At 66.8% G+C, this 26888-nt stretch carries 23 protein-coding genes, 3 tRNA genes and 1 pseudogene; 15 read left to right on the top strand and 12 right to left on the bottom strand.

The genetic code is table 11. The annotated features are described in order from the left end of the window. Window positions 1–56: 56 nt before the first annotated feature. A complete protein-coding gene (locus AC0IX4_RS00300; RefSeq protein WP_471827655.1) occupies window positions 57–1313 on the bottom strand; it encodes a PucR family transcriptional regulator in 1257 nt (418 codons plus the stop codon). 134 nt (window positions 1314–1447) lie between these two features. On the opposite strand from AC0IX4_RS00300, the gene AC0IX4_RS00295 reads away from it, so the two are divergent. From AC0IX4_RS00295 to AC0IX4_RS00280, 4 genes are all read left to right on the top strand, one after another. Continuing rightward, entirely contained in the window at window positions 1448–2239 is a 792-nt protein-coding gene (locus tag AC0IX4_RS00295; protein WP_471827654.1) for an SDR family NAD(P)-dependent oxidoreductase, read from the top strand. A 78-nt stretch (window positions 2240–2317) separates the two neighbouring features. Beyond that, window positions 2318–2950, top strand: coding sequence for a dihydrofolate reductase family protein (locus AC0IX4_RS00290; protein WP_471827653.1), 633 nt, complete (start codon window positions 2318–2320; stop codon window positions 2948–2950). 41 nt (window positions 2951–2991) lie between these two features. Continuing rightward, window positions 2992–3645 carry a TetR/AcrR family transcriptional regulator gene (locus tag AC0IX4_RS00285; RefSeq protein WP_471827652.1) on the top strand — a complete coding sequence of 218 codons (654 nt, stop codon included), beginning with the start codon at window positions 2992–2994 and terminating at the stop codon, window positions 3643–3645. Continuing rightward, entirely contained in the window at window positions 3642–4298 is a 657-nt protein-coding gene (locus AC0IX4_RS00280) for an enoyl-CoA hydratase/isomerase family protein (RefSeq protein WP_471827651.1), read from the top strand. Before AC0IX4_RS00285 ends, AC0IX4_RS00280 begins: the two co-directional genes overlap by 4 nt. Before the next feature lie 12 nt (window positions 4299–4310). Here AC0IX4_RS00280 and AC0IX4_RS00275 read toward each other — a convergent pair whose 3' ends face one another. From AC0IX4_RS00275 to AC0IX4_RS00255, 5 genes are all read right to left on the bottom strand, one after another. Further along, a complete protein-coding gene (locus AC0IX4_RS00275; RefSeq protein WP_042575116.1) occupies window positions 4311–4649 on the bottom strand; it encodes a DUF2834 domain-containing protein in 339 nt (112 codons plus the stop codon). Between the two features lie 31 nt (window positions 4650–4680). Further along, complete coding sequence (locus AC0IX4_RS00270; RefSeq protein ID WP_471827650.1) at window positions 4681–5469, bottom strand: crotonase/enoyl-CoA hydratase family protein; 789 nt, start codon at window positions 5467–5469, stop codon at window positions 4681–4683. A gap of 121 nt (window positions 5470–5590) precedes the next feature. After that, a tRNA-Arg gene (locus AC0IX4_RS00265) sits at window positions 5591–5666 on the bottom strand. 43 nt (window positions 5667–5709) lie between these two features. Then, window positions 5710–5799 (bottom strand) — tRNA-Ser (locus AC0IX4_RS00260). Between the two features lie 94 nt (window positions 5800–5893). Continuing rightward, window positions 5894–6616, bottom strand: a complete 723-nt coding sequence (locus AC0IX4_RS00255; protein WP_471827649.1) for a dienelactone hydrolase family protein — start codon at window positions 6614–6616, stop codon at window positions 5894–5896. A gap of 92 nt (window positions 6617–6708) precedes the next feature. Here AC0IX4_RS00255 and hisC point away from each other — a divergent pair, with 92 nt between their 5' ends. Then, window positions 6709–7776 carry a histidinol-phosphate transaminase gene (hisC, locus tag AC0IX4_RS00250; protein WP_471827648.1) on the top strand — a complete coding sequence of 356 codons (1068 nt, stop codon included), beginning with the start codon at window positions 6709–6711 and terminating at the stop codon, window positions 7774–7776. Window positions 7777–8170: 394 nt separating this feature from the next. On the opposite strand, the gene AC0IX4_RS00245 is transcribed toward hisC, so the two are convergent. Beyond that, complete coding sequence (locus tag AC0IX4_RS00245; RefSeq protein ID WP_471827647.1) at window positions 8171–9199, bottom strand: alpha/beta hydrolase; 1029 nt, start codon at window positions 9197–9199, stop codon at window positions 8171–8173. A 541-nt stretch (window positions 9200–9740) separates the two neighbouring features. Here AC0IX4_RS00245 and AC0IX4_RS00240 point away from each other — a divergent pair. Further along, window positions 9741–10994, top strand: a complete 1254-nt coding sequence (locus tag AC0IX4_RS00240) for a PucR family transcriptional regulator (RefSeq protein ID WP_471827646.1) — start codon at window positions 9741–9743, stop codon at window positions 10992–10994. 58 nt (window positions 10995–11052) lie between these two features. Here the strand turns inward: AC0IX4_RS00240 and AC0IX4_RS00235 are convergent. Together AC0IX4_RS00235 and AC0IX4_RS00230 are read right to left on the bottom strand one after the other, a co-directional pair. After that, window positions 11053–11142: transfer RNA gene (locus AC0IX4_RS00235), tRNA-Ser, on the bottom strand. 64 nt (window positions 11143–11206) lie between these two features. Then, window positions 11207–12382 carry an alpha-hydroxy-acid oxidizing protein gene (locus AC0IX4_RS00230; protein WP_471827645.1) on the bottom strand — a complete coding sequence of 392 codons (1176 nt, stop codon included), beginning with the start codon at window positions 12380–12382 and terminating at the stop codon, window positions 11207–11209. 79 nt (window positions 12383–12461) lie between these two features. On the opposite strand from AC0IX4_RS00230, the gene mgrA reads away from it, so the two are divergent. The 3 genes and pseudogenes from mgrA to AC0IX4_RS00215 all read left to right on the top strand — a co-directional run bounded on the left by mgrA (window position 12462) and on the right by AC0IX4_RS00215 (window position 15338). Beyond that, the gene (gene mgrA / locus AC0IX4_RS00225) at window positions 12462–13493 is read left to right on the top strand and encodes an L-glyceraldehyde 3-phosphate reductase (RefSeq protein ID WP_471827644.1); all 1032 of its coding nucleotides are present in this window, start codon (window positions 12462–12464) and stop codon (window positions 13491–13493) included. Window positions 13494–13599: 106 nt separating this feature from the next. Further along, window positions 13600–14514: pseudogene (locus tag AC0IX4_RS00220) on the top strand (ATP-binding cassette domain-containing protein); the annotation flags it as partial. Further along, complete coding sequence (locus AC0IX4_RS00215) at window positions 14511–15338, top strand: ABC transporter permease (protein WP_471827642.1); 828 nt, start codon at window positions 14511–14513, stop codon at window positions 15336–15338. The pseudogene AC0IX4_RS00220 and the gene AC0IX4_RS00215, both read left to right, overlap by 4 nt. On the opposite strand, the gene AC0IX4_RS00210 is transcribed toward AC0IX4_RS00215, so the two are convergent. Further along, window positions 15320–18568 carry an AfsR/SARP family transcriptional regulator gene (locus tag AC0IX4_RS00210; RefSeq protein ID WP_471827640.1) on the bottom strand — a complete coding sequence of 1083 codons (3249 nt, stop codon included), beginning with the start codon at window positions 18566–18568 and terminating at the stop codon, window positions 15320–15322. The genes AC0IX4_RS00215 and AC0IX4_RS00210 overlap by 19 nt on opposite strands. 57 nt (window positions 18569–18625) lie before the next feature. Between AC0IX4_RS00210 and AC0IX4_RS00205 the strand changes: the two genes are divergently transcribed. After that, the gene (locus AC0IX4_RS00205) at window positions 18626–19615 is read left to right on the top strand and encodes an NAD(P)H-quinone oxidoreductase (RefSeq protein ID WP_471827639.1); all 990 of its coding nucleotides are present in this window, start codon (window positions 18626–18628) and stop codon (window positions 19613–19615) included. A gap of 1 nt (window position 19616) precedes the next feature. On the opposite strand, the gene AC0IX4_RS00200 is transcribed toward AC0IX4_RS00205, so the two are convergent. Next, window positions 19617–20819 (bottom strand): cysteine desulfurase-like protein, encoded by a 1203-nt coding sequence (locus AC0IX4_RS00200; RefSeq protein ID WP_056073018.1) that lies wholly within the window; start codon window positions 20817–20819, stop codon window positions 19617–19619. Window positions 20820–20913: 94 nt separating this feature from the next. Here AC0IX4_RS00200 and AC0IX4_RS00195 point away from each other — a divergent pair, with 94 nt between their 5' ends. The 5 genes from AC0IX4_RS00195 to AC0IX4_RS00175 are packed head-to-tail and all read left to right on the top strand — an operon-like array spanning window position 20914 to window position 24961. Further along, window positions 20914–21507, top strand: coding sequence for a bacterial proteasome activator family protein (locus tag AC0IX4_RS00195; protein WP_042575119.1), 594 nt, complete (start codon window positions 20914–20916; stop codon window positions 21505–21507). 27 nt (window positions 21508–21534) lie between these two features. Continuing rightward, a complete protein-coding gene (wzm, locus tag AC0IX4_RS00190) occupies window positions 21535–22410 on the top strand; it encodes a galactan export ABC transporter permease subunit Wzm/RfbD (RefSeq protein WP_056072288.1) in 876 nt (291 codons plus the stop codon). Between the two features lie 15 nt (window positions 22411–22425). Next, window positions 22426–23235 (top strand): galactan export ABC transporter ATP-binding subunit Wzt/RfbE, encoded by an 810-nt coding sequence (gene wzt, locus AC0IX4_RS00185; RefSeq protein WP_042575082.1) that lies wholly within the window; start codon window positions 22426–22428, stop codon window positions 23233–23235. Continuing rightward, the gene (gene glfT1, locus AC0IX4_RS00180; RefSeq protein WP_471827638.1) at window positions 23228–24115 is read left to right on the top strand and encodes a galactofuranosyltransferase GlfT1; all 888 of its coding nucleotides are present in this window, start codon (window positions 23228–23230) and stop codon (window positions 24113–24115) included. Before wzt ends, glfT1 begins: the two co-directional genes overlap by 8 nt. Window positions 24116–24154: 39 nt before the next feature. After that, entirely contained in the window at window positions 24155–24961 is an 807-nt protein-coding gene (locus AC0IX4_RS00175; RefSeq protein WP_471827637.1) for a class I SAM-dependent methyltransferase, read from the top strand. On the opposite strand, the gene AC0IX4_RS00170 is transcribed toward AC0IX4_RS00175, so the two are convergent. Then, window positions 24954–26852: a glycosyltransferase gene (locus AC0IX4_RS00170; RefSeq protein WP_471827636.1), complete on the bottom strand. Its 1899-nt coding sequence runs from the start codon at window positions 26850–26852 to the stop codon at window positions 24954–24956. The genes AC0IX4_RS00175 and AC0IX4_RS00170 overlap by 8 nt on opposite strands. Between the last annotated feature and the right edge of the window lie 36 nt (window positions 26853–26888).

Genomic DNA, 26888 nt, shown 5'->3' with positions numbered 1-26888 from the left:
GGGTCGGTGCCGGCGGAGACACCGACTGAGCGAGTGTCGCGCCGTGGTGACCTGTGTCACCACCTCGGTCCGTCGGGATGCGCGGTGCCTCGATCCTCGTTCTGTCGGAACTGCGAGGTCAGGTCATGCAGGTGCAGCCCCAGATGAAGCTGCAGCCGGTCCCGTCCCGAGTCGAGATCGAGTGACGTGATCTCCCGTATGCGGTCCAACCGGTAGTACAGCGACGTCCGATGCATGTGGAGCTCGGCAGCCGTCCTCGCGACGGAGCCACCGTGGTCGAGGAACGACCGCAGCGTCGACGTCAGCCGTCCCGACGGGTCCCTCTCCATGAGGCGGCGCAGCGGTAACGGGACGGATTCCGGGACCATCACCTCGGCGGGGAGCTCGAGAAGCACCGCGTCGACTCCGAGGTCGTCCCAGAAGACGATGTCGCCGGACGGGGCTCGTGACGCGATGTCCGCGCGGTGGCAAGCACGCCACGCGCCGGTGCGCCCCTCGGTCGAGGTGCCGATACCGACGGCGCAGCGATAGGAGCCGGCCCCCAGCACCCGATCGAGGCCCTCCGCCACCCGGCGGACGTGCTCGAGGATTCCCGCACGAGTCGGAACCACATCCGACGTGAGCAGAAGGAGCGCGCGGTCTTCGTCCACCAGGTGCTGCGCCGTGGCGCCGCGTGTCCGTGCCGCCATGTCGACGGCCACCTGAAGCGCCGTCGCGACCGAGGCGTCCGGTGTGCCCAGCGCGGTGACGACGAACGACACCGCGGTCACGCACGCCGACCCCGCCGGCCCCCCGTTCCTCACGAACCACGCCTCGGCGGCGCGCCGAGCGGCCTCGTCGTTGCCGAGGAGATCGCGCAACGCTGCCGTCCGCTCGACGGAGGCCTCGCCGGATGCGATGGAGCCCGCATGCATCACGGATGCGACGTCCCGGCTCACCTTCTCGATGTGCCGGATCTCCTCCGGAGTGAGAGAACCGTCGGCATCGATGACCATGAGGAAACCGAGTAACCACCCCGGCCCGTGCAGCGGCACACACAGCCGCGCGGTCAGGCCCAGGTCCGGGCTCGCCTCGAGGACGTGCGCCCCGTGCCACCGCCCTGCGCCGCGCGACAGAACGTAGCGGCCGACGTCGGCACCGGCGTCGCGTTGCAGCACCGCGCGGACGCGCACAGCGTCCTCGTCGCCGAAATGTCTGCTCGCACAGATCAACCGGATCGCCGGGTCGTCGACCACGACCGACCGGCCGAGATGTTCGGCGAGAGCGTCGATCAGCTCCAGGAGGCGAGCATCGACGCTCGGGGTGCCCGTCATGGATGTCAGCCTCGCAGTTCTTCCTACAGATGGTGGAAGTTTCACGCCGACGCTCGACGCGGCGCCCTGGTTCGAGGGCCTACCACTCGACGACCATCGAGACGTCACGTTCGTTCTCGGAATCCGGAGCCGCCATGCCACCGTCACTGTCGGGCCGTGTCGTGCTCGTGTTCGGCGCTGGGTCCAGTGGTACGGCCATGAGCAACGGCCGCGCCGCCGCACTCGCCTATGCCAGGGCCGGGGCGACGGTGGTAGCAATCGACCGGGATCCCGCCCAGGCCGAGCTGACGACAAAGGAGATCGTGAAAGCCGGCGGACGAGCGATGGCAATCGCCGCGGACATCACGGACGAGGACGGCGTACGCGACGCCGTCGACGCCGCCGCACACTCCGTCGGACCGCCCACGATCCTGCACAACAACGTCGGGTCGGTGACCACCGGACAGGTCACCGACCTGAGCCTCGACCGGTGGAACGCCGCGCTGTCGCTCAATCTCACCGGGGTGTTCCTCACCTGCAAGTACACGATTCCGTGGATGCTCTCGGAGGGGCACGGGGCGATTGTGAACGTCTCCTCGCTGGCGAGCGTCCGATACACCGGGTACTCCTATCCCGCCTACGCCGCCGGAAAGGCCGGGGTGAATCAGCTGACCGTGGCATTGGCGCTGGAGTACGCCGCGTTCGGTGTCCGGGTCAACGCGATCCTGCCGGGGCTGATCGACACACCCCTGGTCTCGCACACCCTGGTGGACGACGCGTCTCGCGAGACCGCACTCGCCGCCCGCCATGCCGCGAGCCCGACCGGACGGATGGGCACGCCACAGGACGTGGCCAACGCGGCCGTCTTCCTCGCCTCGGACGACGCGGCCTACATCAACGGGGTCTGCCTTCCCGTCGACGGTGGCCTGGCGGCGAGGAGCGTGTGAACCTCGACAGCGTCCAGCGATGACTTCCTGACCGTGCGGTGGTCCATACCGTCACACACGTGACGCGAGGAGAACACCATGGGCACGATCACGATCGAGATGTTCGCGACGCTCGATCTCGTCGGACAGGCGCCGGGCGGGCCCGACGAGGACCCCGAAGGGTTCCCGTTCGGCGGCTGGCAGGCGCCCCTGATCGACGACGTCACCGGAGCACAGGTCGACGCGGCCTACCGAGGCACCGATGCGCTGCTGCTCGGGAGACGGACCTACGACATCTTCGCTGCGTACTGGCCTCACCAACAGGGCGGGCCGGACGACGGTATAGCGAAACTCTTCAACAAAATTCCCAAGTACGTCGCCTCGCGCGACCGGCGCACGCTCGACTGGGCCGGATCCTCGGTACTGGGCCCTGATCTGCCGACCGCCGTGCGCGAGATCCGACAGCGGCATCACGACATCAAGGTCGTGGGCAGCCTGGACCTGGTGCAGACGCTGGTGCGGGAGCGGTTGTTCGACCGTCTCGACCTCTGGGTTCATCCGATCCTGCTGGGTGTCGGCAAGAAGGTGTTCGACGCGGGCACCGTGCCGTCGAATCTGACACTGACGGCGCCTCCGCAGGCGAGTCCCGGCGGCACCGTCCTGCTGCAGTACGCACTCGCGGACGGCGCTCCGACCACCGGAGACATGAGTGCCCCGCAGCGAGGGGTGTAGCTGAACCCCTAATAGAGCAAGTGCTCTGTTAGGGTGACGACATGCCCCGCCCTCGCCAGCACGACCTCGACGCGGTGATGGACGCGGCCGAAATACTGGCCGTCGAGTCCGGCGCTGCCTCCGTCACCGTTCGCGCGGTCTCCGAGCGGACCGCGATCTCCAACGGCGCCTTCTATCACGCCTTCGGCTCGCGGGCGGGGCTGCTCGGACGGGTGTGGGTGCGCGACGCCCGCCGGATGCTCACCCTGCAGCGTGAGGCTGTCGACGCGGCTCTGGACCGCACTCCCGGACACGACGCCGCGGTCGACGCAGTGGTCGCGGCAGCGGATGCTCCGGCTGTCTTCCTGCTCGACGCACCGATGGCGGGCCGCTTCCTGCTGGCCGTCTCCCGCCGCGACCTCCTGGGTAGCGACGACATCCCGGCGGACACGGCCGACGATCTCCGCACCCTCGACGCCACCCTCCTCGACCTCTTCCTGCGGTTGTCCGATGCGCTGTGGGGACGGGTCGACCGCGAGGCGGTCGCCGTGATCAAGGATTGCGTCGTAGAGCTCCCCACCGCACTCCTGTTGCGCGGCAACCGAACTCCGGACACAGCCGTTCGCGCGCGGCTCGCTGCCGCCGTTCGCGGCGTCCTGACTCTCCCACCACCTGCGGCCGACACCGGTCGCTCACGAGGAAAGGCTTCACCATGACCGCCACCCTGGACATTCGCGACGACATCGCCGTTCTCACTCTCGGCAACGACGAGAACCGCTTCTCGCCGGAGTGGCTCGACACCGTCGGCACCCACCTCGACCGCGTGGAAGCCGACGCCCGCGGGCTCGTCACCGTAGGAACGGGAAAGTTCTACTCCAACGGGCTCGACCTGGACTGGCTGATGGCCAACGGGACGCGCGCCGACTGGTATGTCGGACGAGTGCAGGACCTGTTCGCACGGATCCTGACGTTCCCGCTGCCCACCGTCGCCGCCGTCAACGGTCACACCTTCGGCGCCGGCGCGATGTTCGCGCTGGCCCACGACTTCCGCGTCATGCGCGAGGACCGGGGCTTCTACTGCTTCCCGGAGGTGGATATCAATATCCCTTTCACACCCGGCATGGCCGCGTTGATCCAGGCCAAGTTGTCTCCGCAGGATGCCCTGGTGGCGATGACGACGGGCCGTCGCTACGGCGGCGCCGACGCACTGTCCGCCCGACTCGTCGACGCCACCGCACCGGACGGCGAGGTGGTGTCGGACGCGATCGCTCGGATCGTTCCGATCGCCGGCAAGGATCGCGGCACTCTCGGCGCGATCAAGACCACCATGTTCGCGTCGGTCACCGCGGCACTGCAGGAGCGCGCGTAGTGCGCTGAGACGTCAGCCCGCGAGCCGGACCGTCCGAGCGCGGACGGCGAGGAAGAAAGGAATGGCGGAGCCGATGCCCACCCCGAAGGTCAGGACCACGGTGAGCAGCCACCATCGGACGATGCCGAGTCGCCGCGCCTCCGGCAGTGCCCAGACGTGGAAAGCGACGACCACCAGGATCAGGTCGACCATCGCAAACCGTCCGGGCACGGTGGACCAGATCTTCCCGACGAAGAAGTCGGCGGCCGATCGTGTCCCGTGCTTCCGGACATAGGGCAGGGCGATCGCGTTCTGCGCGATACCGGCCACTGCCGCGAGGGCCATGAGTCTGCGTTCGTCCGACATCGTCATCGGGGCTCCGTTCGTAGTGTGTGCGTGCATGTCAGCTGCCGGTGAAGGTCGCCCGCCGACGCTCGACGAACGATGCCATCCCTTCGGCCGCGTCGGACGTCGAGAACAGTGTGCGGATGCCCGGAAGCAGGTGCGCGGCCGCCGCGGCATCCCCTTCGATCAGGCTGCGGTGAGCGGACTCGAGCGTCGCCCGCACACCGAGTGGCGCGGCAGTCTCCGCGATGCGGTGTGCGAGCTCGATCGCGCGATCGATCGCCGCCGCGGGATCCGCGCAGACCTCCTGCACGAGCCCGATGCGACGGGCCTCCTCCGCGTCGAACTCGTCGCCGGTGAGCATCCACCGCATGGCATTTCCCCAGCCGGTCTCGCGAGGAAATCGTAGCGTCGCACCGCCGAACGGATAGATGCCACGCTGAACTTCCATCTGTGAGAAGCGGGTCCCCGTTGCAGCCACTCGGATATCCGACGCCAGCAGCAGTTCGATGCCCAGGGTCATGCACCACCCGTGCACCGCCGTCACCACCGGAGTGGTCCACGTCCCGTCGAGACGCCACGGATCCCGCCCACCCTCGGCTACCGGCAGACTGTTCCCCGTCAGATGCTGGGCGACGTCCACGAGATCGAGACCAGCGGTGAAATGGTCACCGTGGGCGAAGAGCACTCCGGCACGGAGGTCGTCGTCCCTCTCCAGAAGTCCGTAGGCCGTCGACAATTCTCGGATCATGTCGGTGGTGAAGGAGTTCCGCTTCGACGGCCTGTTCAGGCCGATGTGCAGGACGTGCTCGCGCTGCTCGACGGTGATGGTCCGGAAATCGGTCACGACGCACTCCCCACTGACGCGGGGCGGATCCCCGCTCTATGTTCTATCGCATAGTACATGGAACAGGTGGAGCCACACATGCAGAAAGCCGGCACCAGGTGATCCTGGTACCGGCTTTCTGTGGTGCGCCCGAAGGGATTCGAACCCCTAACCTCCTGATCCGTAGTCAGGTGCTCTATCCGTTGAGCTACGGGCGCATGCTGTAGAACTGTTCAGTTGTCTTCCGACCGAAGTCGAAAGTGGCGGAGGCGAGAGGATTTGAACCTCCGGACCCGGTGAAGGGTCAAGTCATTAGCAGTGACTCCCATTCGGCCGCTCTGGCACGCCTCCTGGACCTCTTTCGAGGGCACCGGTCCTTGCGAACCGCCGAGAAGGAAGATTACACACGCCCCGGTGTAGACGCAAAACAGCTGGTGGGGCGGTCTTATCGGAGATGACTGTCGAACCAGTCGAAGATCCGTCGCTGAGCGTCGTCGATCGCGTCGTCACCCACCGAATTCCCTGAACCGTCGTACGGCGCCGACTCCTCGTCCGCCCGGTGCTCGACGCCCGCATAGCTGACGACGAGTGTCGCCACCGAAGCCTTCGCTACGGCGTCCTGGAGCCTCTCGACATGGTCGACGGGCGTGCGGGCGTCGTCGCGGCCGTACAGAGCCAGCCACGGCGCCTTGAGAGAGGGAGCGGCGTCGATGAGGGCACGCGCATCCGCGGTCAACGGCTCCACGATTCCGGGGGCCGCGACGCTCACCGCGGCGCCCACCGTCCGGTCGGTGGCGACGAGAGCAGCTGCGGTGCCCGCATCGTCGAAACCGATGACCCCGATGCAGTCCGCGGGCACCTCACGCGCGAGCAGCCACGTGACGGTCGCATCGAAGTCCTCGAACAGCGGCGTGCCGAACACGTCGTCGTCCCCCGCCGCACGATGGAACAGGTGTGGTGCCGCCACGAGCCAACCGTCGGCGGCCAGGGCCTTCATGAATTCGACGAGCGCCGGCGGGAAGGTGCGGGCCTCGTGCAGGACGACGATGCCGCCGCGGGCCCTTGTGTCCGGCTCGAACGCGGTGAGCGGCACGCGATCGAGCGTCGTGGTGTCCGCCCCCTCGTCGCGAGAGCGGATGGGCGCAGTGTCCTCGATGAGACCCGACATGCATAGAGGGTAATGGCAGACAATGGCTAAAGCGAGGGCCTTGCCGATGCCGACACCACACTGTGTCCGACCCCGGCGCATAATCGACGGTTGTGACCGCACGCACCCGCCCCGACCTCGACGCCATCCCCGGTTACATCCCCGGGCGCTCCTTCCCCGGCGCGATCAAACTGGCCAGCAACGAGACCACCGCGGGTCCCCTCCCGAGCGTGGTCGCCGCCATCGCGGAGGCCGCTGCCGGTGTGAACCGCTATCCCGACAACCAGTCGACTCAGCTGGTCGAGGCGCTCGCGGACTTCCTCGGTGTCGCGTCGGCCTCGGTGGCTGCCGGATGCGGATCCGTAGCCCTGTGCCAGGAGCTCGTCCAGATCACCTGCAACGCCGGCGACGAAGTCGTGTTCGGATGGCGCTCCTTCGAGGCCTACCCCATCGTCACGCTCGTCGCGGGTGCAACCGCCGTCCGCGTGCCGTTGACAGACGATGACGTCCACGACCTCGACGCGATGGCTGCCGCCGTCACCGACCGCACGCGGCTGATGTTCGTCTGCAATCCCAACAACCCGACCGGCACCGTCGTCGATGCAGCCGCACTGGACCGCTTCCTCGATGCCGTTCCGGATCACATTCTGATCGTGCTCGACGAGGCGTACTTCGAGTACACCAACCGCGCGATCGACGGGGTCGAGATCGGTCGAACCCGCCCCAACGTCGTAGTGCTGCGGACGTTCTCGAAGGCCTACGGCCTCGCCGGACTGCGGGTGGGGTATGCCGTCGGAGCACCGTCGATCATCACGTCGATGAAGAAGGTGCACACGGCTTTCAGTGTCAGCAGTGTCGCGCAGAGTGCTGCCATAGCCTCCCTGGCAGCATCGGACGAGTTGCTGGCGCGTACGGCAACGGTGACGTCCGAGCGTTCTCGACTGCGAGACACGCTGCGCGGGTTCGGGTTCCACGTTCCCGACTCGTCCGCGAACTTCGTATGGATACCGCTCGGCGCAGCCTCCGGCGACTTCTCGGCTGCCTCGACCGAGGCCGGCGTCATCGTACGTGCCTACGGCGACGACGGCGTGCGCATCACCGTCGGCGACCCGCACGAGAACGACGCGTTCCTCGAGTTCGCCTCGACGGCCGCTGAGCAGTTCGCTCCGGTTACGTCGTAGCGCTGGGGTTCGCGGCTGCTGCTGGGGGGGTGCACACCTTTAGCGGGGGGCGCACACCCTCTGCGGCCGGCGGGTAGGGTGTGTGGTCACCGGAAGGGGTGCACACACCCAGTGCCGCACGCTTGGGTGCGCCGACGCGAAGCCACGGCCGCCGCAACGCGTGTGCACACCCCCAGCGCCAAGCGCACACCCTTTACGGCCGGCAGGCAAGGGTGTGCGGTCACCAGAAAAGGTGCACACACCCGCTGCCGCACGGCTGAGTGCGCCCGCGCGGAGCCATGGCTGCCGCAACCTGTGTGCACACCCCCAGCACCAAGCGCACACCCTCTACGGCCGGCAGGTAGGGGTGTGCGGTCACCAGAAGGGGTGCACACACCCCCAACAGCGCGAGGAGTTAGAGCCCCAGTGCCCTGGAGACGACAGGCCACGAGTTGTGCATCTCGTCCTGCCAGTATCTCCACGAGTGCGTGCCGTACGGCTTGAAGACGATGGTGGCGGGGACGCCCGCGGTGCGCAGTGTCTCCGCGAAGCCGGTGGTGCAGATGTTCGCAGCAGCTTCGAGCGGTCCGCCGACGGTGAGAGCTTCGATGACGCTCTCGCCGAACCCACCGGCCGCCTCGTAGGGGCCGGGGAAGCCGTTACCCGTCGACAGGTAGATCTGCTTGCCGCGCAGGGCTTCGACATGGTTGCTGGGGTCGTTGTCCGCCCACGCGGGGTCGGAATTGGGGCCCCACATGTTGGTGGCGTCACCGCCGGTAGAACCGACGGTCGCGCGCACGGCGTTCTTCGTCTCGTTGGAGCGATTGTCGTAGCACCCGCTGAAGCCGGCTATTCCGGTGTACAGATCCGGATGCTTGGTCAGCAGGTTCATCGCACCCTGGGCGCCCATGGACAAGCCCATCAGCGAGTTGATCCCGTTGCCGTCGAAACGTGCATCGAGGAGAGGAGGGAGCTCGGACGTCAGGAACGTCTCCCACTTGTTGAGTCCCAGAATCGGATCGGACTGCTGCCAGTCCGCGTAGTAGCTGCCTCGGCCGCCGACGGGCAGGACCACGTTGACGGCCTTGTCGGCGAAGAACGACACGACGTCGGTCTTCTGCGTCCACGTGCTCTCGGTGTAGTTCGACTCCTCGCCGGCACTGACGCCGTCGAGCATGTACAGCGTCGGGCGGGGTGCGGACCGGTCCGCGGGCAGCAGCACCTGAACCTGGATCTCGCGGCTCATCGCCGGGGAGAACACGGACAGGACGGCGCGACGATCGGTCTCCATCGTGACCGAGACGATGCGCGGTGCGGACGACGCTGCCGGCTGGCTCGGGAAGGACGACCCCGGAACGCTCGGCTCGGCGGTCGCGGTGGGTGCGGCACCCAGGACAGCCATCGCCGTGAGACAACCGGCGGCGAGCAGAGCGGGACGTCGCATCGACCGAACCTTTCGGGAAAGAACGTGGCCGAGGGCCACACGTGCTGAATATCGGTGCGTCGGACCGACCGTCCATGGAACGCAGCCCGTACCAACCTACTGGCTGGTAGGCAGAGCCGACTCCACGTCCAATCGACTGCTTGCGGTCTTGTCAGCGGTCACAAAGCATGTCGAGCTGCTGCGTTCGGTCCGCAAGAACCCCTGAATCATACCGCGAGACTGTTTGCAGCGCCGAAACACACTTCATTGATCGAAACCAGTGTTGTGATATTTCATGAATCAGTCGGTACTCAATTGTGTGGAAGCAAGACAATTGCGGACGAATCGGCGGGTGCGTTTGTCTCAACATCCGTCATGCGCCGATGTCAGCGCAGGTCACGGTCGGTGCGCACGAGGTGGGCAACCTCACCGAACAATGTGCCGACTCATACCGGCACTCTCGGTTCGGTATCTCGAAACAATCTCGAATCCCGTTAATGATTGTTACGGTACCCCGAGAACATGCACGACTGACATGAACTACACAGTCATGGGGGGATCGATGACCACACCGAAGACAGCTCCGAGTCCGCTTCCGGGCCACGTGGAGGCCGGCCTGATCGCCGGTACCAAGGGCAACACGCTCGCGCTGAACGATCTCCGGGGAGTGGCTCGTCACCTGGTCGATCACTTCGCGGCCAACACCCCCTGCGGGACATTGCCGGGCGAACTGCTCCACGGCGACGTCACCGAGGTGACGGTCAAGTGCCTCGGACTGGCGGTGCGCATGCTCGAGTCGGGCAAGACTCCGTCCGACAAGGACCTGGCGAACGTCCACGACGCTGCAGCGCGCTGGGCTCGCGAGGGAGTGCCGCTCCGGTCGATCCTCCGCGCGTACCACGACGGTTTCCGATTCGGACTCACTCTTGTCAGCCGCGACGCCAAGACCCACAACTCGGAGAACCTGACCGAGAACTCCCTCGTGCTGGTGACCCTCCTGGAAGCCGTCACGACCGAGGTCTCCATCGCCTACGTCGAGGAATACCGGTCGGTCGCCTCCGAACACCACACGGCGACACACACTTTGGTCACCACACTGCTCAGCGGTGGCCAGAACGCCACGTCCACCGCGCAGCAGTGCGGGATCGACCTCGCCGACGAGTACCTGGTCGTCGCCTTGCACTTCCCCCAGCATCCCGACGAGTCGAATCCCGTCGTCGACCGCACGGTCTCCGCGCGCCGCAAGCTCCGACGCATCCAGGCGGAGCTGGCCACCACATGCGGCAAGTCCCCGCTGGCTCTGCTCAGCACCGAGGGCGGCACGGTACTTCTGCCCGCGCCCCGCGAGCGGGAGTGGATCGACACCCTGATCGAGCGACTCTCCCGCGCCGGCGAAATCCCCATCACCGCCACCGTGACGACGGCGGAGCGCGAGGACATCCCCGGCGCGGCGGAGCACGTCTACGAACTGCTCTCCCTCACACGGCAGTTGGGTCGACCGTCCGGTATGTACCGGACCGAGGACCTTGTGCTGGAGTACCAGCTGACACGGCCCGGTCGTGGCAGGGAGCAGCTGCTGCGCGCCCTCGGACCGTTGGACGACGCACCGGAACTGCTGGACACGCTCACCTCCTACATCGGCCACGAACTGAACAGGCAGCGCACTGCGCGTCATCTGTTCGTCCACGCCAACACCGTCGACTACCGCCTCAAGCGCATCGGGCAGCTCACCGGCATCGATCCGAGCGTCCCGTCGGGACTGCGGTATCTCCAGGCAGCGATCGTGGCGCGCGGACTCGCCGCGAAGCAGAAGTAGCAGTACCGGCAACACGTACGACTCGAGCCCCCCACCTGCAGGTGGGGGGCTCGTTCGTTGGCGGAAGCGGAGGGATTTGAACCCACGGACGCTTTTACACGTCTCTCGCTTTCAAGGCGAGTGCATTAGGCCGCTCTGCCACGCTTCCGCATCACATACTAGTGGTCCGCCCGCTGCGGTCGACGTCGGCCGCCACGATCACGGGCCCGGCGTCAGGCGCGATGCAGGATGGACCGGTCGACGTCGGCGACGGACGCCAACCCGGCGAGACCCATCGTGATGTCCAGGTCGCCGAGGAGGCACCGCAGCGCGTGCACGACGCCGTCGCGGCCGGCCAGACCGAGGCCGTAGACCCAGGGCCTGCCGTAGAGAACGGCGTCGGCACCGAGCGCCAGAGCGACCAGAACATCGGCGCCCGATCTGATGCCCGAGTCCAGCAACACCGTCGCCCTGTCCCCCACGGCGGTAGCGACAGGTTCGAGCGCGTCCAGTGCGGCGATCGAGTTGTCCACCTGTCGTCCACCGTGATTGGAGACGAGTACGCCGTCGGCACCGGAGTCGACGGCAGCGCGGGCGTCATCAGGGTGCAACACGCCCTTGACGACGACGGGGAGATGCGTCCATTCCTTGACTCGCGCGATGTCCGCGAAGCGCAGAGTGTGATTGCCGAACATGCCGACCCACGTGAGGACGGCGATCTGCAGAGCTTCCGCGCTCTCCTCGGGTGGGGCCGCCAGTCGAGAGCGGAACACGGGATCGGACAGGTAGTTGGCGATGCCCTCGGCGCGCAGGAACGGGAGGTGGCCCAGCGTCAGATCCCTAGGACGCCATCCGATTCCGGGGGTGTCCGCGGTGACGACGATGACCTTCGCTCCGGATGCCGTCGCCCGGCGGACCAGCGATTCGGCCACGCCCTCGTCGGACGGCCAGTACAGCTGGTACCACCAGTTGTCGCCGGACTCGGCCGCGACGTCCTCCATCGGTGTCGACGACGCCGTCGACAGGACGGACCCGATACCGAGTTCGGCTGCGGCAGAACCGACTGCAGGTTCCGCCGCTGGATGCACCATGCCGAGCACACCTACCGGTGCGGTGAGGATCGGCGCCGCCAGGGGGGTACCGAGCACCGTGACCGAGAGGTCCCGGGCGTCGGGAGCGCTGGCTCCGCGCCACATCCGGGGAACGATCCTGTGCGCGGCGAACGCGTCGACATTGGCCCGAGCGGTGCGTTCGGTGGACGCACTTCCGGCGATGTAGGCGAAGGATGCCGCGGACAACGTCTCGCGGGCACGGTCCTCGAGACCGTCGGCCGTCATGGGGAGATCGGGCGAGAGTCCGCCGAGCCCGGTCAGGTAGATCTCGTTCTGGAAGTTGCCGAAAGTGCTCACACGCAAACGCTAGCGAACGTGCACGCCCGGCTGCACGGTTTCGCGTTGGTGACCGTCACGCATCCGGCAGGATGGGACGATGCCGGATCCCTATGTCGCCTCCGCTCATCGTTACGACACCATGCCGTACCGCCTCACCGGTGCGAGCGGGCTGAAGCTTCCCGCCATCTCACTCGGGCTCTGGCACAACTTCGGAGACGACGTGCCCTTGGCCACTCAGCGCGCCGTCCTGCGCCGCGCGTTCGACCTGGGCATCACCCACTTCGACCTGGCCAACAACTACGGCCCGCCGTACGGCAGCGCGGAGATCAACTTCGGCCGCATCCTGCGAGAGGACTTCGGGCCGTACCGCGACGAACTGGTGATCTCCACCAAGGCCGGCTGGGACATGTGGCCCGGCCCGTACGGCTTCGGCGGGTCGCGGAAGTACCTGCTGAGTTCGCTCGACCGTTCACTCGAACGGATGGGCCTCGACAGCGTCGACATCTTCTACAGTCACCGTCCCGACAAGGAGACTCCGGTCGAGGAGACCGCCGGCGCGCTGATCAGCGCCGTGCAGCAAGGCAAGGCCCGATACGTCGGCATCAGCTCCTACTCGGCCGCGCGCACTCGCCAGATGGCCGCCCTGCTGTCCGACGCCGGGGTTCCGTTGCTCATCCATCAGCCCAGCTACTCCATGCTGAACCGCTGGATCGAGTCGGATCTACTGCCCGCGGTCGACGAGTTGGGTGTCGGCATCATCGCGTTCTCGCCTCTTGCCCAGGGCATGTTGACCAGCAAGTACCTCGGAGGCATCCCCGACGAATCCCGAGCGGCGCAGGGTAAGTCGCTCGACCCCGACTGGTTGACCGAGGACATGCGCGGACATCTGAACGCGCTGAACGACATCGCGTCGGCACGCGGGCAGTCACTGGCGCAGATGGCGCTGGCCTGGGCACTTCGAGACACACGCGTCACGACGGTGCTCATCGGCGCCTCGTCCGTCGAGCAGCTCGACGACAACGTGGGGGCACTGGACACCCTGAGTTTCGACGACCACGAATTGGCCCGGATCGACGAGCACGCCAAGGAGTCCGGCATCAACCTGTGGGAAGAGCCGTCACGGATCTGATACGACACCGGCACGACAGTGCCGTGACAGCGGGGCGGTGCACGCTGAGCGCATGCAACCAGCCATCGAAGCAGACAACCTCGTCAAGAACTTCGGCCGGCAGCGCGCGGTGGACGGCGTCAGCCTGACCGTTCCCCGCGGCGCGGTCTACGGAGTTCTCGGACCCAACGGAGCGGGAAAGACCACCACCGTCCGCATGCTCGCCACCCTGCTGCGCCCGGACGGCGGCAGCGCACGGGTGTTCGGCCACGACGTCGTCGCGGAGCCCACGGCCGTGCGTTCCCTGGTCGGCGTGACGGGCCAGTACGCGTCGGTCGACGAAGACCTCACCGCGACGGAGAACCTCGTCGTGTTCTCTCGACTGCTCGGCCTCGGCCGTGCCGAGAGCCGACGACGTGCGAACGACCTTCTCGAGGAGTTCGCCCTCACCGAGGCCGCGTCGAAGCCGTTGAAGAATTTCTCCGGAGGAATGCGGCGGCGACTCGACCTGGCAGCGAGCCTCATCTCGACACCTCCGCTGCTGTTCCTGGACGAACCCACCACCGGACTCGACCCCCGCACGCGCGTACAGATGTGGGACACCATCCGCCGACTCGTGTCCGAGGGCACGACGGTCCTGCTGACCACCCAGTACCTCGACGAGGCCGATCAGCTGTGCGACCGCATCGCCGTCATCGACCGGGGACGCGTCATCGCCGACGGCACCGCCGACAGTTTGAAGGCGTCGGTGGGAACGTCCACGATGACTCTGGCGATCGCCGACCCCGGACGGACCGAGGAGGCACGTGTCCTGGTCAGCACCCGCCTCGGTCTCGACGCGTCCGCTGCCACCGGATCGGGCCGCGTCACGGCGCCCATGAAAGATGCGTCGGCGACACCGGACATCCTGATCTCGTTGCGGGACATCGGGATCGACGTCGCCGAGATCACCGTCGCCAAACCCAGCCTCGACGAGGTCTTCATGTCCATCACCGGTCGGCCCGACTCCGCGGCCGTCACATCCGAGGAGAACGCCGCATGACCACCACCCTGACGAGCCCCACCTCGGCGCCCAGTTTCGTCGACGCCCCGGTCGAGCGTATCTCCGTCTCGATGTCCGCTCGCCACACCGTCACGATGGCGTATCGAGGTCTGCTCAAGCTGAAGCACAACCCGGAGCAACTGTTCGACGTCGTCTTCGTTCCGATCGTCTTCACCTTGATGTTCACCTACATCTTCGGCGGCGCCATCTCCGGCGACATCGCGAGCTACCTGCCGGTCATCATTCCCGGAATCCTGGTCCAGACGGTCATCACCACGTCGATCGTCACCGGCACTCAACTCCGTGAGGACATGGACAAGGGCGTCTTCGACCGATTCAAAGCCCTTCCGATCGCACGCATCTCACCGCTGGCGGGCGCCCTGCTCGCCGATGTCGTCCGGTACGTCATCGCCACCGTCATCACGTTCTCCACAGGTTTCGCCATGGGCTACCGACCCGAGGGCGGTGCGGTAGGAGTTGCGCTCGCCGGCGGCCTGGTGATCGTGTGCGCATGGTCGATCAGCTGGATCTTCGCCTTGATGGGTGTCCTGATGAGCAAGGCGTCCGCCGTGCAGGGCGTGTCGATGTTGATCCTCTTCCCGTTGACCTTCCTGTCGAACGCCTTCGTCCCGGTGGACACCATGCCCGGATGGCTCCAGGCCTTCGTGAACGTGAACCCAGTTTCCCAGGTGGTCACCGCGGTGCGCGAACTCGCCGGAACCGGCCACGCCGGAATCCATGTGGTGTGGTCGCTGCTGGGCGCGGCGGTCATCGTTCTGGTCGTCGCTCCACTCACCGTGCGCACCTACATGCGTAAGGCCTGAGCCGTCAGCGCGGCCAGGATCGACTCCGCTGCGGCGGCCCGGGTGCGCGGCCGCCGCAGCAGGGCTGTCTCCACCGCGTCGATGCCGAGCACTCCGCGCGCCAGTCCCAGATGCAGGGCGAGCGTCATGGACGGAAAGTCTTGTCGCGCCGCGACGGACGTCGCAGCGGCCAGAAGGATCGGTCCTTCGGGCGATCGCCCGCGGGCGATCAGATACGACCCCACGGCGCAGGCCACGGCACCGAGCTGAGGAAGATCCCCTCGCGCCAGAGCACTGCGGGGAGCACAGACGCGGGTGCGGATCCACCGAACGAGATCCTCCACCCTGTCGTGATCGCCGTGCAGCACATGCGCATCCACGCAGGCGCAGGCCAACATCACGGCGTACGGATCTCCGATGTCGTCCCACCCCGACCGGCACTGCTCGGCGGCGTCCCGATACAGCGCCAGACCGGTGGACACATCTCCTCCACGCAGCATCGCCTCGGCCCGAGCTCCGAGAACCGTGGCTCGCGTCTGATGCCTCATCGCCTCGTCGGACGCGACCACAGCAAGCCCCGTGGTGATGCGATCGCCGTGCCCGAACTCCGACAGCAGAGCCAACCCGTCACCGACACGGTCCGCGGCGACGAGAGACGCAGCGGCGAAGGTCCGCGTCTGGACACTCTCCTCGTACGCGTGGAGGCGCCAGAGCAACTGCGCCCCGTGGAGATAGAACTCGGCGGCCTGCTCGTGCCTCCCGGTCTGTCCGTGGATACTTCCCAGTGACTGAGCAGCCTGAGCCATGCCCCACAGATCGTCGGAATCGTGCGAGATGGACGCCGCGGCGCGAAGATCGCGTTCCGCGCCGTACAGGTCGCCGCGGTTCTCGCGCAGCGATCCGCGCAACATCAGCGCGGTACCTCGAATCTCCGGGTCGGCAGACCTCACCGCCTCCGCGAGCACCCTCGCCAGCCCCTTGCCGTCGGCCCGGTGCAGGAGCAAAACCGCCGGGAACCGCAGGGCCGGAGACGTTCCCGGCCTGGCCCGCAGAACGCGTCGCAACGCGGTGCGCGCGCGAGCCGCCTGTCGGGGCGAACCTCCGTATCCCAGGTGCGACGCCATGAAGACGTAGGCGAACACGACGATGTCGTCGGGGACACCGCGGGGATCGACATCGGTCGCACCGAGAAGGCGCACCGACCAATTGACGACTTCCGAATGCGCACCCCGCACAGACCACAGGTAGGCGAGTGCGGGGAACATCGTGAAGACGTCGGACCAGCGTTGTTCCACCGCCGCGACACGAAGCACTGCCAGCAGGTTGTCGTGCTCGGCGTCGATCGCCGGAACGACCGCGTTACGGTTGCCGTTCCGATGCAGTTCGAGCGCCTGTAATGCGACGGACGACGCCCACGCGACCATCGAGTCGGTGACCGCGTCACGCTCTGCGGGGTCGCGTGCCAGGTGCTCCTCGCCGAATTCACGGACGGTCTCGAGCATGTGGAACCTCAGCCCGTCCGACTCGTCCACCGTGAGCAACGAGTGCTCCACCAAACCGTCCACCGCATCGTCGATGCGGTCGCCCGGCTCGAATTCGGCCACCGCCCGCGCCGCATGCGAGGTGAAGCCGGCAGGAAAGCGGCACAACCGTCGGAGCGCACGACGCTGACCGTCGTCGAGCAGTTGCCAACTCCAGTCGATGACGGCATGCAGGGTCCGATGCCGCTCCGGTCGAGTCCGATCCTTGCTGCGCAACAACGAGAATCGATCGGCCAACGCGTTGTCGATCTCCTCGATGCTCATCGACCGAGCACGCGCCGCGGCCAATTCGATGGCCAACGGAAGACCGTCGAGACGGGTGCACAACCGTGCGATCCTGTCCGGGTCGATCACCACGGTCGGTCGTACCGCCCGCGCACGGGCGATGAACAGATCGGTGGCCGGTGACCCGCCCGCATCGACATTCAGCGGCGGAAGAGGATAGATCGACTCGGCAGCGACACCCAGCGGCGTTCGAGATGTGGTCAGGATGCGCACCAGATCGCTCGCGGCGATCAATTCGTCCACCACGCCGGCAACATCGGTCGACACGTGTTCGCAGTTGTCCAGGATCATCAGAAGAGGACGCGATGTCAGCGCGTCGCGAAGCCGGTCACGCGCGGAATGGACAGGACCGATGGGCAAGGACCCCATCACGACGTCCGCCTCGTTCAGTCCCAGGGTTCCACTGATGGCGGCGACCACGTCGTCTCCACTCCGCAGAGGTGCCAACTCGACGACGACAACCGGAACCCGTTGTGTCGCACGACGACCGATCTCGTGAGCCAGGCGCGTCTTGCCACTGCCGCCGGGACCGGTGACGGTCACCAGTCGCGCCCGGGACAGCAGGCTCTCCACCGCCGCGATGTCGTCCGTCCGGCCCACGAGCTCGGTGGAGGCGTGACGGACTCCCACCACCGGGTAGCCCGACAGCGCGACCGGCTCGACCGGAACTGTCGCGCCGAGCAGATCGGCATGCAGTGCCGCGACGACCGGCGACGGATCTATGCCCCACCGATCTGCCAGCAGCTCACGGAGTTCGGCGAACACGGCGATCGCATCGGCCGTGCGACCCGCGGCGTGCAGCGCGCTCATCATCGACGACGCCGCGGTCTCGTCGGCACGGTCGCGGTGCCAGCGTCGGCGTGCGATCTCGATCGCGGACGCGTGGTCACCGACATCCGACGACGCAGCCACAGCGATCGAGTCCAGCGTGTCGCGGATGTCTGCCGCAGCCTTCGCGACGTCGGCCGCCACGGTGCTGTCGCCCAGATCACCTCCGGGGTCGCCTCGCCACAGCGCGACCGCGTCGGCGACCGTGTCGAGTGCTTCCGCAGGTTCCAGGGACGATGCCGACGCGGCGAGCAGCTGGGCTCGCCACAGGTCGACGTCGTTCGGATCGAGTGAGAGGCGGTACCCGGCCGGTCCTGTCTCGATCATCGGTGCCACCGACCGCAGACGCGAGACCTGGGTCTGCACGGCGGACTTCGGCGACTCCGGTCCGCCGTCGGGCCAGAGTTCGTCGATGATCGTCGACACCGAGACGAACTTGCCGGGAGTCATCGCGAGAAGCGCCAGCAGTGTCCGCGCTCGCAGACCCGGCACACCCGAGAACTGCGTACCGACGCGGATGCGGACGTCACCCAGCAGGCCCACCACCGGTTGTCCGATGCCGGGCCGCACATCGTTCGCATCGTCTCGTCCGGTCACCGAGTCGAATGGTATGACCTCGTCGCAACTCACGCCCCGCGGCATACCATCGATCCTGTGCATGCGATCACACTGACCGAATACGGCGACCCCGATGTCATGGTCTGGAGCGAGGTACCCGATCCCGTACCGGGACCGGGAGAAGTCCTGATCTCCGTCGCGGCGTCCGCCGTCAACCGAGCGGACCTGCAGCAGCGTCAGGGCAACTATCCGCCGCCGCCCGGCGCCACCGACATCCTCGGGCTCGAATGCTCGGGTGTGATCGCGGAGGTCGGCGACGACGTCACCGCATTGAAGGTCGGCGACCGGGTGTGTGCGCTGCTCGCGGGCGGTGGCTACGCCGAGCAGGTCGTGGTGCCGGCCGGACAGGTCATGCCGGTTCCGGAGGGTCTCGATCTGCACGTCGCCGCGTCGCTCCCCGAAGTCGCCTGCACGGTGTGGTCGAACGTCGTCATGTATGCCGGGCTGTCTGCCGGCGACACGCTCCTGATCCACGGCGGCGGCAGCGGCATCGGCACCCACGCGATCCAGGTGGCCAAGGCGCTCGGCGCGCGCGTCGCCGTGACGGCAGGCTCGGCCGAGAAGCTCGAGACGTGCCGGTCCTTCGGCGCGGACATCCTCATCGACTACAAGACCTCGGACTTCACCGAGGAGTTGCGGTCCGCGACGGACGGACACGGTGCCGACGTCATTCTCGACAACATGGGTGCGAAGTACCTGTCTCCCAACATCTCTGCACTCGCCATGGACGGCCGACTGGTCACGATCGGGATGCAGGGCGGACGGGTCGCGGAGTTCGACTTCTCGGCGCTGATGAAGGTTCGTGGAAGCGTGCACTGCGCCGGACTTCGCGCACGACCGCTGACCGGACCCGGCGGGAAGGCCGACATCGTCCGACAGGTGCGCGAGCGCGTCTGGCCGATGATCACCGACGGCTCGGTCGTTCCGGTCGTGCACGCCGAGGTACCGATCGCGGAGGCCGCGAAGGCTCACCGCATGCTCGACGACCATTCCACCGTCGGCAAGGTCATCCTGCGGGTCAGGTGAGTCAGGTCAGGGTCTCGAGAACCGAGATCAGCTGATCGATCTCGTGCCGTGTCGTGTACGGCGCGAGACCGATGCTGACGGCGCCGCCGGCATCCGCCACGCCCAGCGACTCGAGCAACCGGCTACCGCCGTGCATTCCGCTGATGACGTCGATGCGGTTGTCGGCGAGACGTGCCGAGACCTTGTCCGAATCGACGCCGTCGACGCTGATGCTCAGGCACGGGATGCGACTCGACGACTGCCCGATGGCCATGACGTGATCGAGCGGCGCCAAGCGGGTCTGCAGGTAGTCGAACAGCCCGTCCTGGTAGTTCTGCAGCGACCCGATGGACAACTCGAGACGCTGTCGCCTCGTTCCGTGCGCGGTCTCGTCGAGGCCGGCCAGGTACTCGACGGAGGCGGTCAACCCGGCCAGCATCGCGTAGTGCAGCCCGCCGACCTCCAGGCGCGCGGCACCCTTCGCGTCGGTGTCCAACGATTGCGACGGCAGCCTGTCCAGCAACTCCGGGTCGCGGAAGACCAGGGCACCGACACGCGGACCGCCCCACGCGGACGCGTTGACCGCCACCACGTCGGCGCGCAGTTCCTCGATGTCGAGGACTGCGTACGGGGCGGCACCCACGGCGTCGACGACGAGGAGTCCGCCTGCCTCGTGCACCAGATCCGCGGCGACGCGGACGTCGGGAGCCGACCCGACGACGGTCGATGCGGCCGTCATGGCGACCAGGCGGGTGTTGGCCGCGATGAGCTCACCGAACTGCCAACTGGGCAGCTCGCAGGTCTCGATGTCCACCTCCGCCCACTGCACCTGGGCGCCGTATCGGTTGGCGATGCGCAACCACGGGGCGACATTGGCCTCGTCGTCCAGACGGGACAGCACGATGCCCGTCCCCAGCCCGAGACGGGTGCTCAGAGATTCTGCGAGTGCGGTGAGGAGGATGCCGTGGTCCGGACCGAGGACGACGCCCTCCGGTGAACCACCGACCAGATCTGCGACGGCCTGCCGGGCGTCGTCGGCCACCTGCGCGCTGCGGAGCGCGTACGGGTGCCGACCTCTGTGTGTCGACGCGGTCCCGCGGAACGTGGTGGACACCGCGGTGGCCACCCGGTCGGGGATCTGCATACCCAGCTGCGGATCGAGATGGATCCAGCCGTCGCCGAGCGAGGGAAAGAGCCCTCGTACGCGGGCGACGTCGTAGCTCATGCCGCACACTCTAGGCGCCGCCGCGGACATGGAGGTCATGCACGTGAACTCCCCTCGCTACGACCCGGTCGCCGTCCCGGGTGAAGATGGAGGCATGACGTCTTCCTACGAAGCGAACTCGGACGACAACACCGCCGATCACGTCGTCGTCGTCGGACCCGACGGCCGACCCATCGCGATGAGCCCCAGCGAGGCCGCTGCGGCCGCAGCCAGAGCCGATGTGACGGGCGCGAACGACCGCGACGGTGACGAGGAGACTCTGGCCGACATGGTCGAGCAACCCGCGAAGGTCATGCGGATCGGCACCATGATCAAGCAGCTGCTCGAGGAAGTGCGCGCCGCACCGCTCGACGACGCCAGCCGCACGCGGCTCAAGGAGATCCACACGTCGTCGATCCGCGAACTCGAGCAGGGGCTCGCGCCGGAGCTGCGCGAGGAGTTGCAGCGCCTCGCGCTCCCGTTCGGTGAGGACGCGATCCCGTCCGACGCGGAACTGCGCATCGCACAGGCTCAGCTCGTCGGGTGGCTCGAGGGCTTGTTCCACGGAATCCAGACGGCTCTGTTCGCGCAGCAGATGGCGGCGCGCGCCCAGCTCGAGCAGATGCGCCAGGGCGCTCTGCCGCCCGGCGTGTCCATCGGCGGCGGGCCGTCGAGTCAGCACGGCCAGGGCACCGGCCAGTACCTCTGACGGAGTCCGACGGTAGGGTCGTCGGTCGTGGCAGCACCAGCGATCGACTCGGACACCGGGGATTCGAACTCCGGGCAGGCTCCCGCGTCCGATTCGCAGACGTTCGGCCGAGCCGTGCGCGATCTCCGGCAGGGATACGCCCAGCGTGAGCTGTGGCTGAGTCTCGGCTGGCAGGACATCAAGCAGCGCTACCGCCGGTCGGTCATCGGCCCTTTCTGGATCACCATCGCCACCGGTGTCCAGGCTGTCGCCATGGGTTTGCTCTACTCGGTCCTTCTCGACATCGATCTGAAGTCGTTCCTCCCGCACGTCACCGTCGGGCTCATCATCTGGAACCTCATCAGCGCCTCGATCCTCGAGGGCGCGGACGTGTTCGTCGCGAACGAGGGCCTGATCAAACAGCTGCCGTCCGCGCTCAGCGTGCACATCTACCGGCTGGTGTGGCGGCAGGTGCTGCTGCTGGGTCACAACATGCTGATCTACCTGATCATGCTGGCTGTTTTCCGACCGGAACTGCACTGGACCATCGTCATGGCGATACCGGCGTTCTTCCTGATCGTCGTCAACATGGTGTGGGTGTCGTTGCTCTTCGGCATCATCGCCACGCGCTACCGCGACCTGGCGCCGATCCTCGGCAGTGTCGTGACCTTGCTGTTCTTCATGACGCCCATCGTGTGGACCACGGCGAACCTGCAGAAGATGGGCGGAGCCGCTGCCGAGCGCGCCCGGCTGGTCGAGATCAACCCTCTGTTCCACTACCTCGACATTCTCCGCGCCCCGCTGATCGGCGAGGACCAGCAGGCGTACCACTGGTACATCGTGCTGGCGTTCACCGTGGTCGGCTTGGCCGTCACCATGGTGGCGATGCGTACGTTCCGGGCCCGCGTGCCCTACTGGGTCTGATCGGACGAGACACACATGACAGTCAGCATCGAGACGCACGGCGCGTGCGTCGACTTCCCGATCTTCGACGCCAAGACGCGATCGCTGAAGAAGGCCTTCCTGGGCAAGGCCGGCGGCACGATCGGACGTAACGGCAGCGACGTCGTCGTGGTGGAAGCACTGCGGGACATCACGCTGTCGCTGAAGGAAGGCGACCGCGTCGGGCTCGTCGGGCACAACGGCGCCGGGAAGTCGACACTTCTGAGGCTGCTCGCGGGCATCTACGAACCGACGCGTGGCAGCGCCGTCGTTAAGGGACGCGTCGCGCCGGTGTTCGACCTCGGCGTCGGAATGGACCCGGAGATCTCCGGATACGAGAACATCATCATCCGCGGGCTGTTCCTGGGCCAGACGCGCAAACAGATGATGTCCAAGGTGGACGAGATCGCCGATTTCACCGAACTCGGCGAGTACCTCGACATGCCGCTGCGCACCTACTCGACCGGCATGCGCGTCCGCATCGCGATGGGCGTCGTCACCAGCATCGACCCGGAGATCCTGCTTCTCGACGAAGGTATCGGCGCCGTCGACGCCGAATTCATGAAGAAGGCTCGCATCCGGTTGCAGCAACTGGTCGCACGGTCGGGCATCCTCGTGTTCGCCTCGCACTCCAATGAGTTCCTGGCGCAGCTGTGCGATTCGGCGATGTGGATCGACCACGGACATGTGCGCGAGAGCGGCGGCATCGAGGACGTGGTGCGCTCGTACGAGGGCGACGACGCCGGTGACCACGTCCGGCGCGTCATCGACGAGCTCGAGGCTGCCGATCGCGACGACCGTGCCTGAACGCATCGTCGGTGTGGTGGTCACGCACCGTCGTCGCGAACTGCTCGCGCAGTCCCTCGAGGTGTTGACGTCGCAGTCGCGTCCACTGGACCACCTGATCGTCGTCGACAACGCGGACGAACCGGCGGTCCGTGAGCTCGTCGAGAACGCGTCCGTGCAGACCACCTACATCGGCAGCAAGCACAACCTCGGCGGTGCCGGAGGATTCGCGCTGGGGATGCTCCACGCACTCGCCCTGGGCGCGGACCGCGTGTGGCTGGCCGACGACGACGGTCGCCCCGAAGGACCGGACGTTCTCGCGACTCTGCTCGACTGCGCCGAGCGGTACGGCCTCGACGAGGTGTCTCCAGTCGTGTGCGACATCGACGAACCCGATCGCCTCGCCTTCCCTCTGCGGCGCGGCACCGCGTGGAGGCGGTGGCGATCCGAGTTGGGCGAGGAGCAATTGCTGCCGTCGTACGCGTCGCTGTTCAACGGAGCGCTGTTCACGGCTGCCGCGATCGAGGCCGTCGGAGTACCCGATCTGCGGCTGTTCGTCCGAGGCGACGAGGTGGAGATCCACCGCCGTCTCACGCGCTCGGGGCTCGCGTTCGGCACCTGCCTGCAGACCGCCTATCTCCACCCCAACGGATCGGACGAGTTCAAGCCGATCCTCGGTGGCCGCATGCACACCCAGTACCCGGACGACGCGACGAAGCGGTATTTCACTTACCGCAACCGTGGCTATCTGATGTCGCAGCCGGGCATGCGCAAGCTGCTGCCGCAGGAATGGGTGCGCTTCGGGTGGTACTTCGTCGTCACCACGCGCGACCCGAAGGGGCTGCGCGAATGGTTGCGTCTGCGCAAGCTCGGCCGGGATGAGTACTTCCGCAAACCCTGAACTACGGTATGTCCCCATGACGAGTGGACGGTGCGGGTAATGCAGTGGAGCCGACGCGTCAGAGCCTCCGCGCGGGGCAAGGTCGTGCAGGCCGTCCAGGACGCCGTGGCGCCCGAGGCCGACCGTCGACACAGTGAGCTCGTCGACATCTTGAGAGGCCAGGCGAAGACCATCGCCGACCTGCAGGAGTCGATCTCGACACTCGAGTTCCGGATGCGCCGGGACATCCCCTTCGCGTCGGACATCGAAGCCACGGCATCCAGCGCGGATTTCGTCGAGCAGCACATGCCGCGGACGCGCGCGTTCACGCATCCGAACCTCACGCTGCGTCACGCACTGAACGCCGTGTCGATCGACGGTATGGCCCTCGAGTTCGGCGTCGCGTCGGGAAGCACCTTGACGACGATCGTCGACGAATGGACGCGGGCAGCGAACGTCGGAGTCGTCGTCGGATTCGACACCTTCACCGGCCTGCCGGAGACCTGGCGTACCGGATTCGAGGCCGGCACGTTCGCGCAGGACGCGCTTCCCGATGTTCCCGGCGCCCATCTGGTCAAGGGCACGTTCCAGCAGACCCTCGGGCCGTTCCTGTCGAAGAATCGCGGCCCTGTCGCGTTCCTTCATCTCGACGCGGACCTGTATTCGTCGACCGACTTCGTACTGCGCCGACTCGAGTCGCGGCTGGCTCCCGGCACCGTCATCGTGTTCGACGAGTTCTTCAACTTCCCCGGCTGGGCAGCACACGAATATCAGGCGTGGACGGAATTCGTCGCACGCACCGGGGTGACGTTCGAGTACCTCGCCTACACGTCCAACGGCGAGCAGGTCGCGGTCAGACTCACGTAGTGGGGCCGTCGAGCCCGTAGAGGCGCGCCCAGTTCTCGCGGCTCGTCAGAGCGGGAAGGGCAGCACGGAACTGGCGCTGCGCTTCCGGGCCTTCGGCACGGAAGCGTGTCATGACGTCCTTGAGACGCTTGGCCACCACCTTGGCCTCGGCCACGTCACGACGGCGCACCCGCACGCCGGACTGCGAGGCGTCCGCCACCACGGCCCGATCGAACAGCGACACGTGCCACCAATGCGCGTCCGCAGCAGGGATGTACGCGAACTCGCCGCGAACGCCGCCTCGGAACTGATCCCGGACGCGTTTCAGGAGAACAAGATCGAGCATCTTGTTGTTGGGGGTGTACCCCGCAGGACTGGTGACCAGATCGGACGACACGACGCCGGGGATCGCACTGGCGGGATGCTTCACCGTCTCCGCATGTTCGTTGCGCATCGCCCGTACCGATTTCAGCACCGACTGTCCACCGTCGTCGAGTATCGACGGACCCGCGAGGAAGTCCTCGATCGCCTGCAACGACGTGTGAGCGAGGCCGTACTGCATCGAGACCGCGAACTGCGAGATCTCCCGTGTGAGCAGCTTGCTCAGCGACTTCACGTCGAAATCGCTGTGCAGGGCCGCGGCGATCAGTGAGTTCCGCGCACTGAAGTACTTCGCCCAGTCGTCGCGGTCCTTCCAATGGAAATCGGCATGCCAGACACCTGCGTTGGGAAGTGTCGCCGTTGCGAAACCATGTGCCCTGGCGCGGATTCCGAACTCGATGTCGTCCCATTGAAAGAACATGGGCAGCGGCAGGCCGATTTCCGACACGACCTCGGCGGGGATCAGACACGACCACCACGCGTTGTACCCGGCATCGACACGCTTGTTCTGACGCTTCTCGGTCAGATCTGCATCGTGCAGCGAATTAGCCGACCAGCGACCGGCTTTCAACTTCGGCAGATCCGCCTCCTCGCCACTGACATGAAGGTTGAGCGGGTTCATGAGGTAGAGCATCTGGGCGCCGACGAGGGTCGGCGTCACCGTCACGTTCGCGAAGGCATTCATCCGCAGGATGCTTTCCGGCTCGCACAGGATGTCGTCGTCCATCAGGATGACGTTGGCGTGCTCGTTGATCGCGGTGATCTCGAACATTCCTCGCGTGAACCCGCCCGCCCCACCGAGATTGGGTTGCTGGATGTAGACGAGCTTGTCGCCGAGGATCTCCCGGACCTCCGCGAAGAGCGGACGGTCGGCCACGACGTCGGTGCCCTGGTCGACCACGAACACCGCATCCAATCCCGCGACCAGTTGCTCGTCCGCAGCGAGCGCGGCAAGGGTTTCGGCGCAGTCGGCGGCGCGATTGAACGTGCAGATGGCAATAGCGGCCGGCCGAACGACCGTGGGAGCAGCCACCGTCCATTCGACGGCGGACAGTCGGAGTCGGTCCTCGACCGCCGCGATCTCGATCCACAGATATCCACCGTCGAGGAAGCTGTCGACCGGCGAGGTCAGTGACTGCCGTCCGGTGCCGCTGACACGCACCGTGGTCACCGTGCGATCGTTTCCCCCGGAATCCGATGCTCTCAATCGGACCTCGCCGGCGCCCTCGTGATCGAAAGACACGGTGACCTCGGTGACCGTCGTCCACCGCTGGAAGTAGCTCGCGGCGAAGCGTCCGAAGTAGGTGTCGGTGTCGACGGACGCGCCCTGCTCGACCGTGACGTCGAACCTGCGGCGGTGGACGTCACCGACCGTGATCGACGCGTACAGGTCGTCGGAGACCCGGCTGGACGGGCCCGCGAACGTTCCGCGCTGCACGACCAGACGAGTCGGCGCCTCGTGCTCGACCATGGTCCGTCGTACCGCGGCGAGGTTGTTGGATCGCGCATCGACATTCACGGAATTGCTCATCACACTCTCCTATGGATCTGCGGTGTGAGCCACCAC

Source organism: Rhodococcus sp. AC861 (assembly GCF_979256035.1).
The sequence above is the reverse complement of the archived record's forward strand: the minus strand, read 5'-3'. Positions and strand labels throughout refer to the sequence as shown.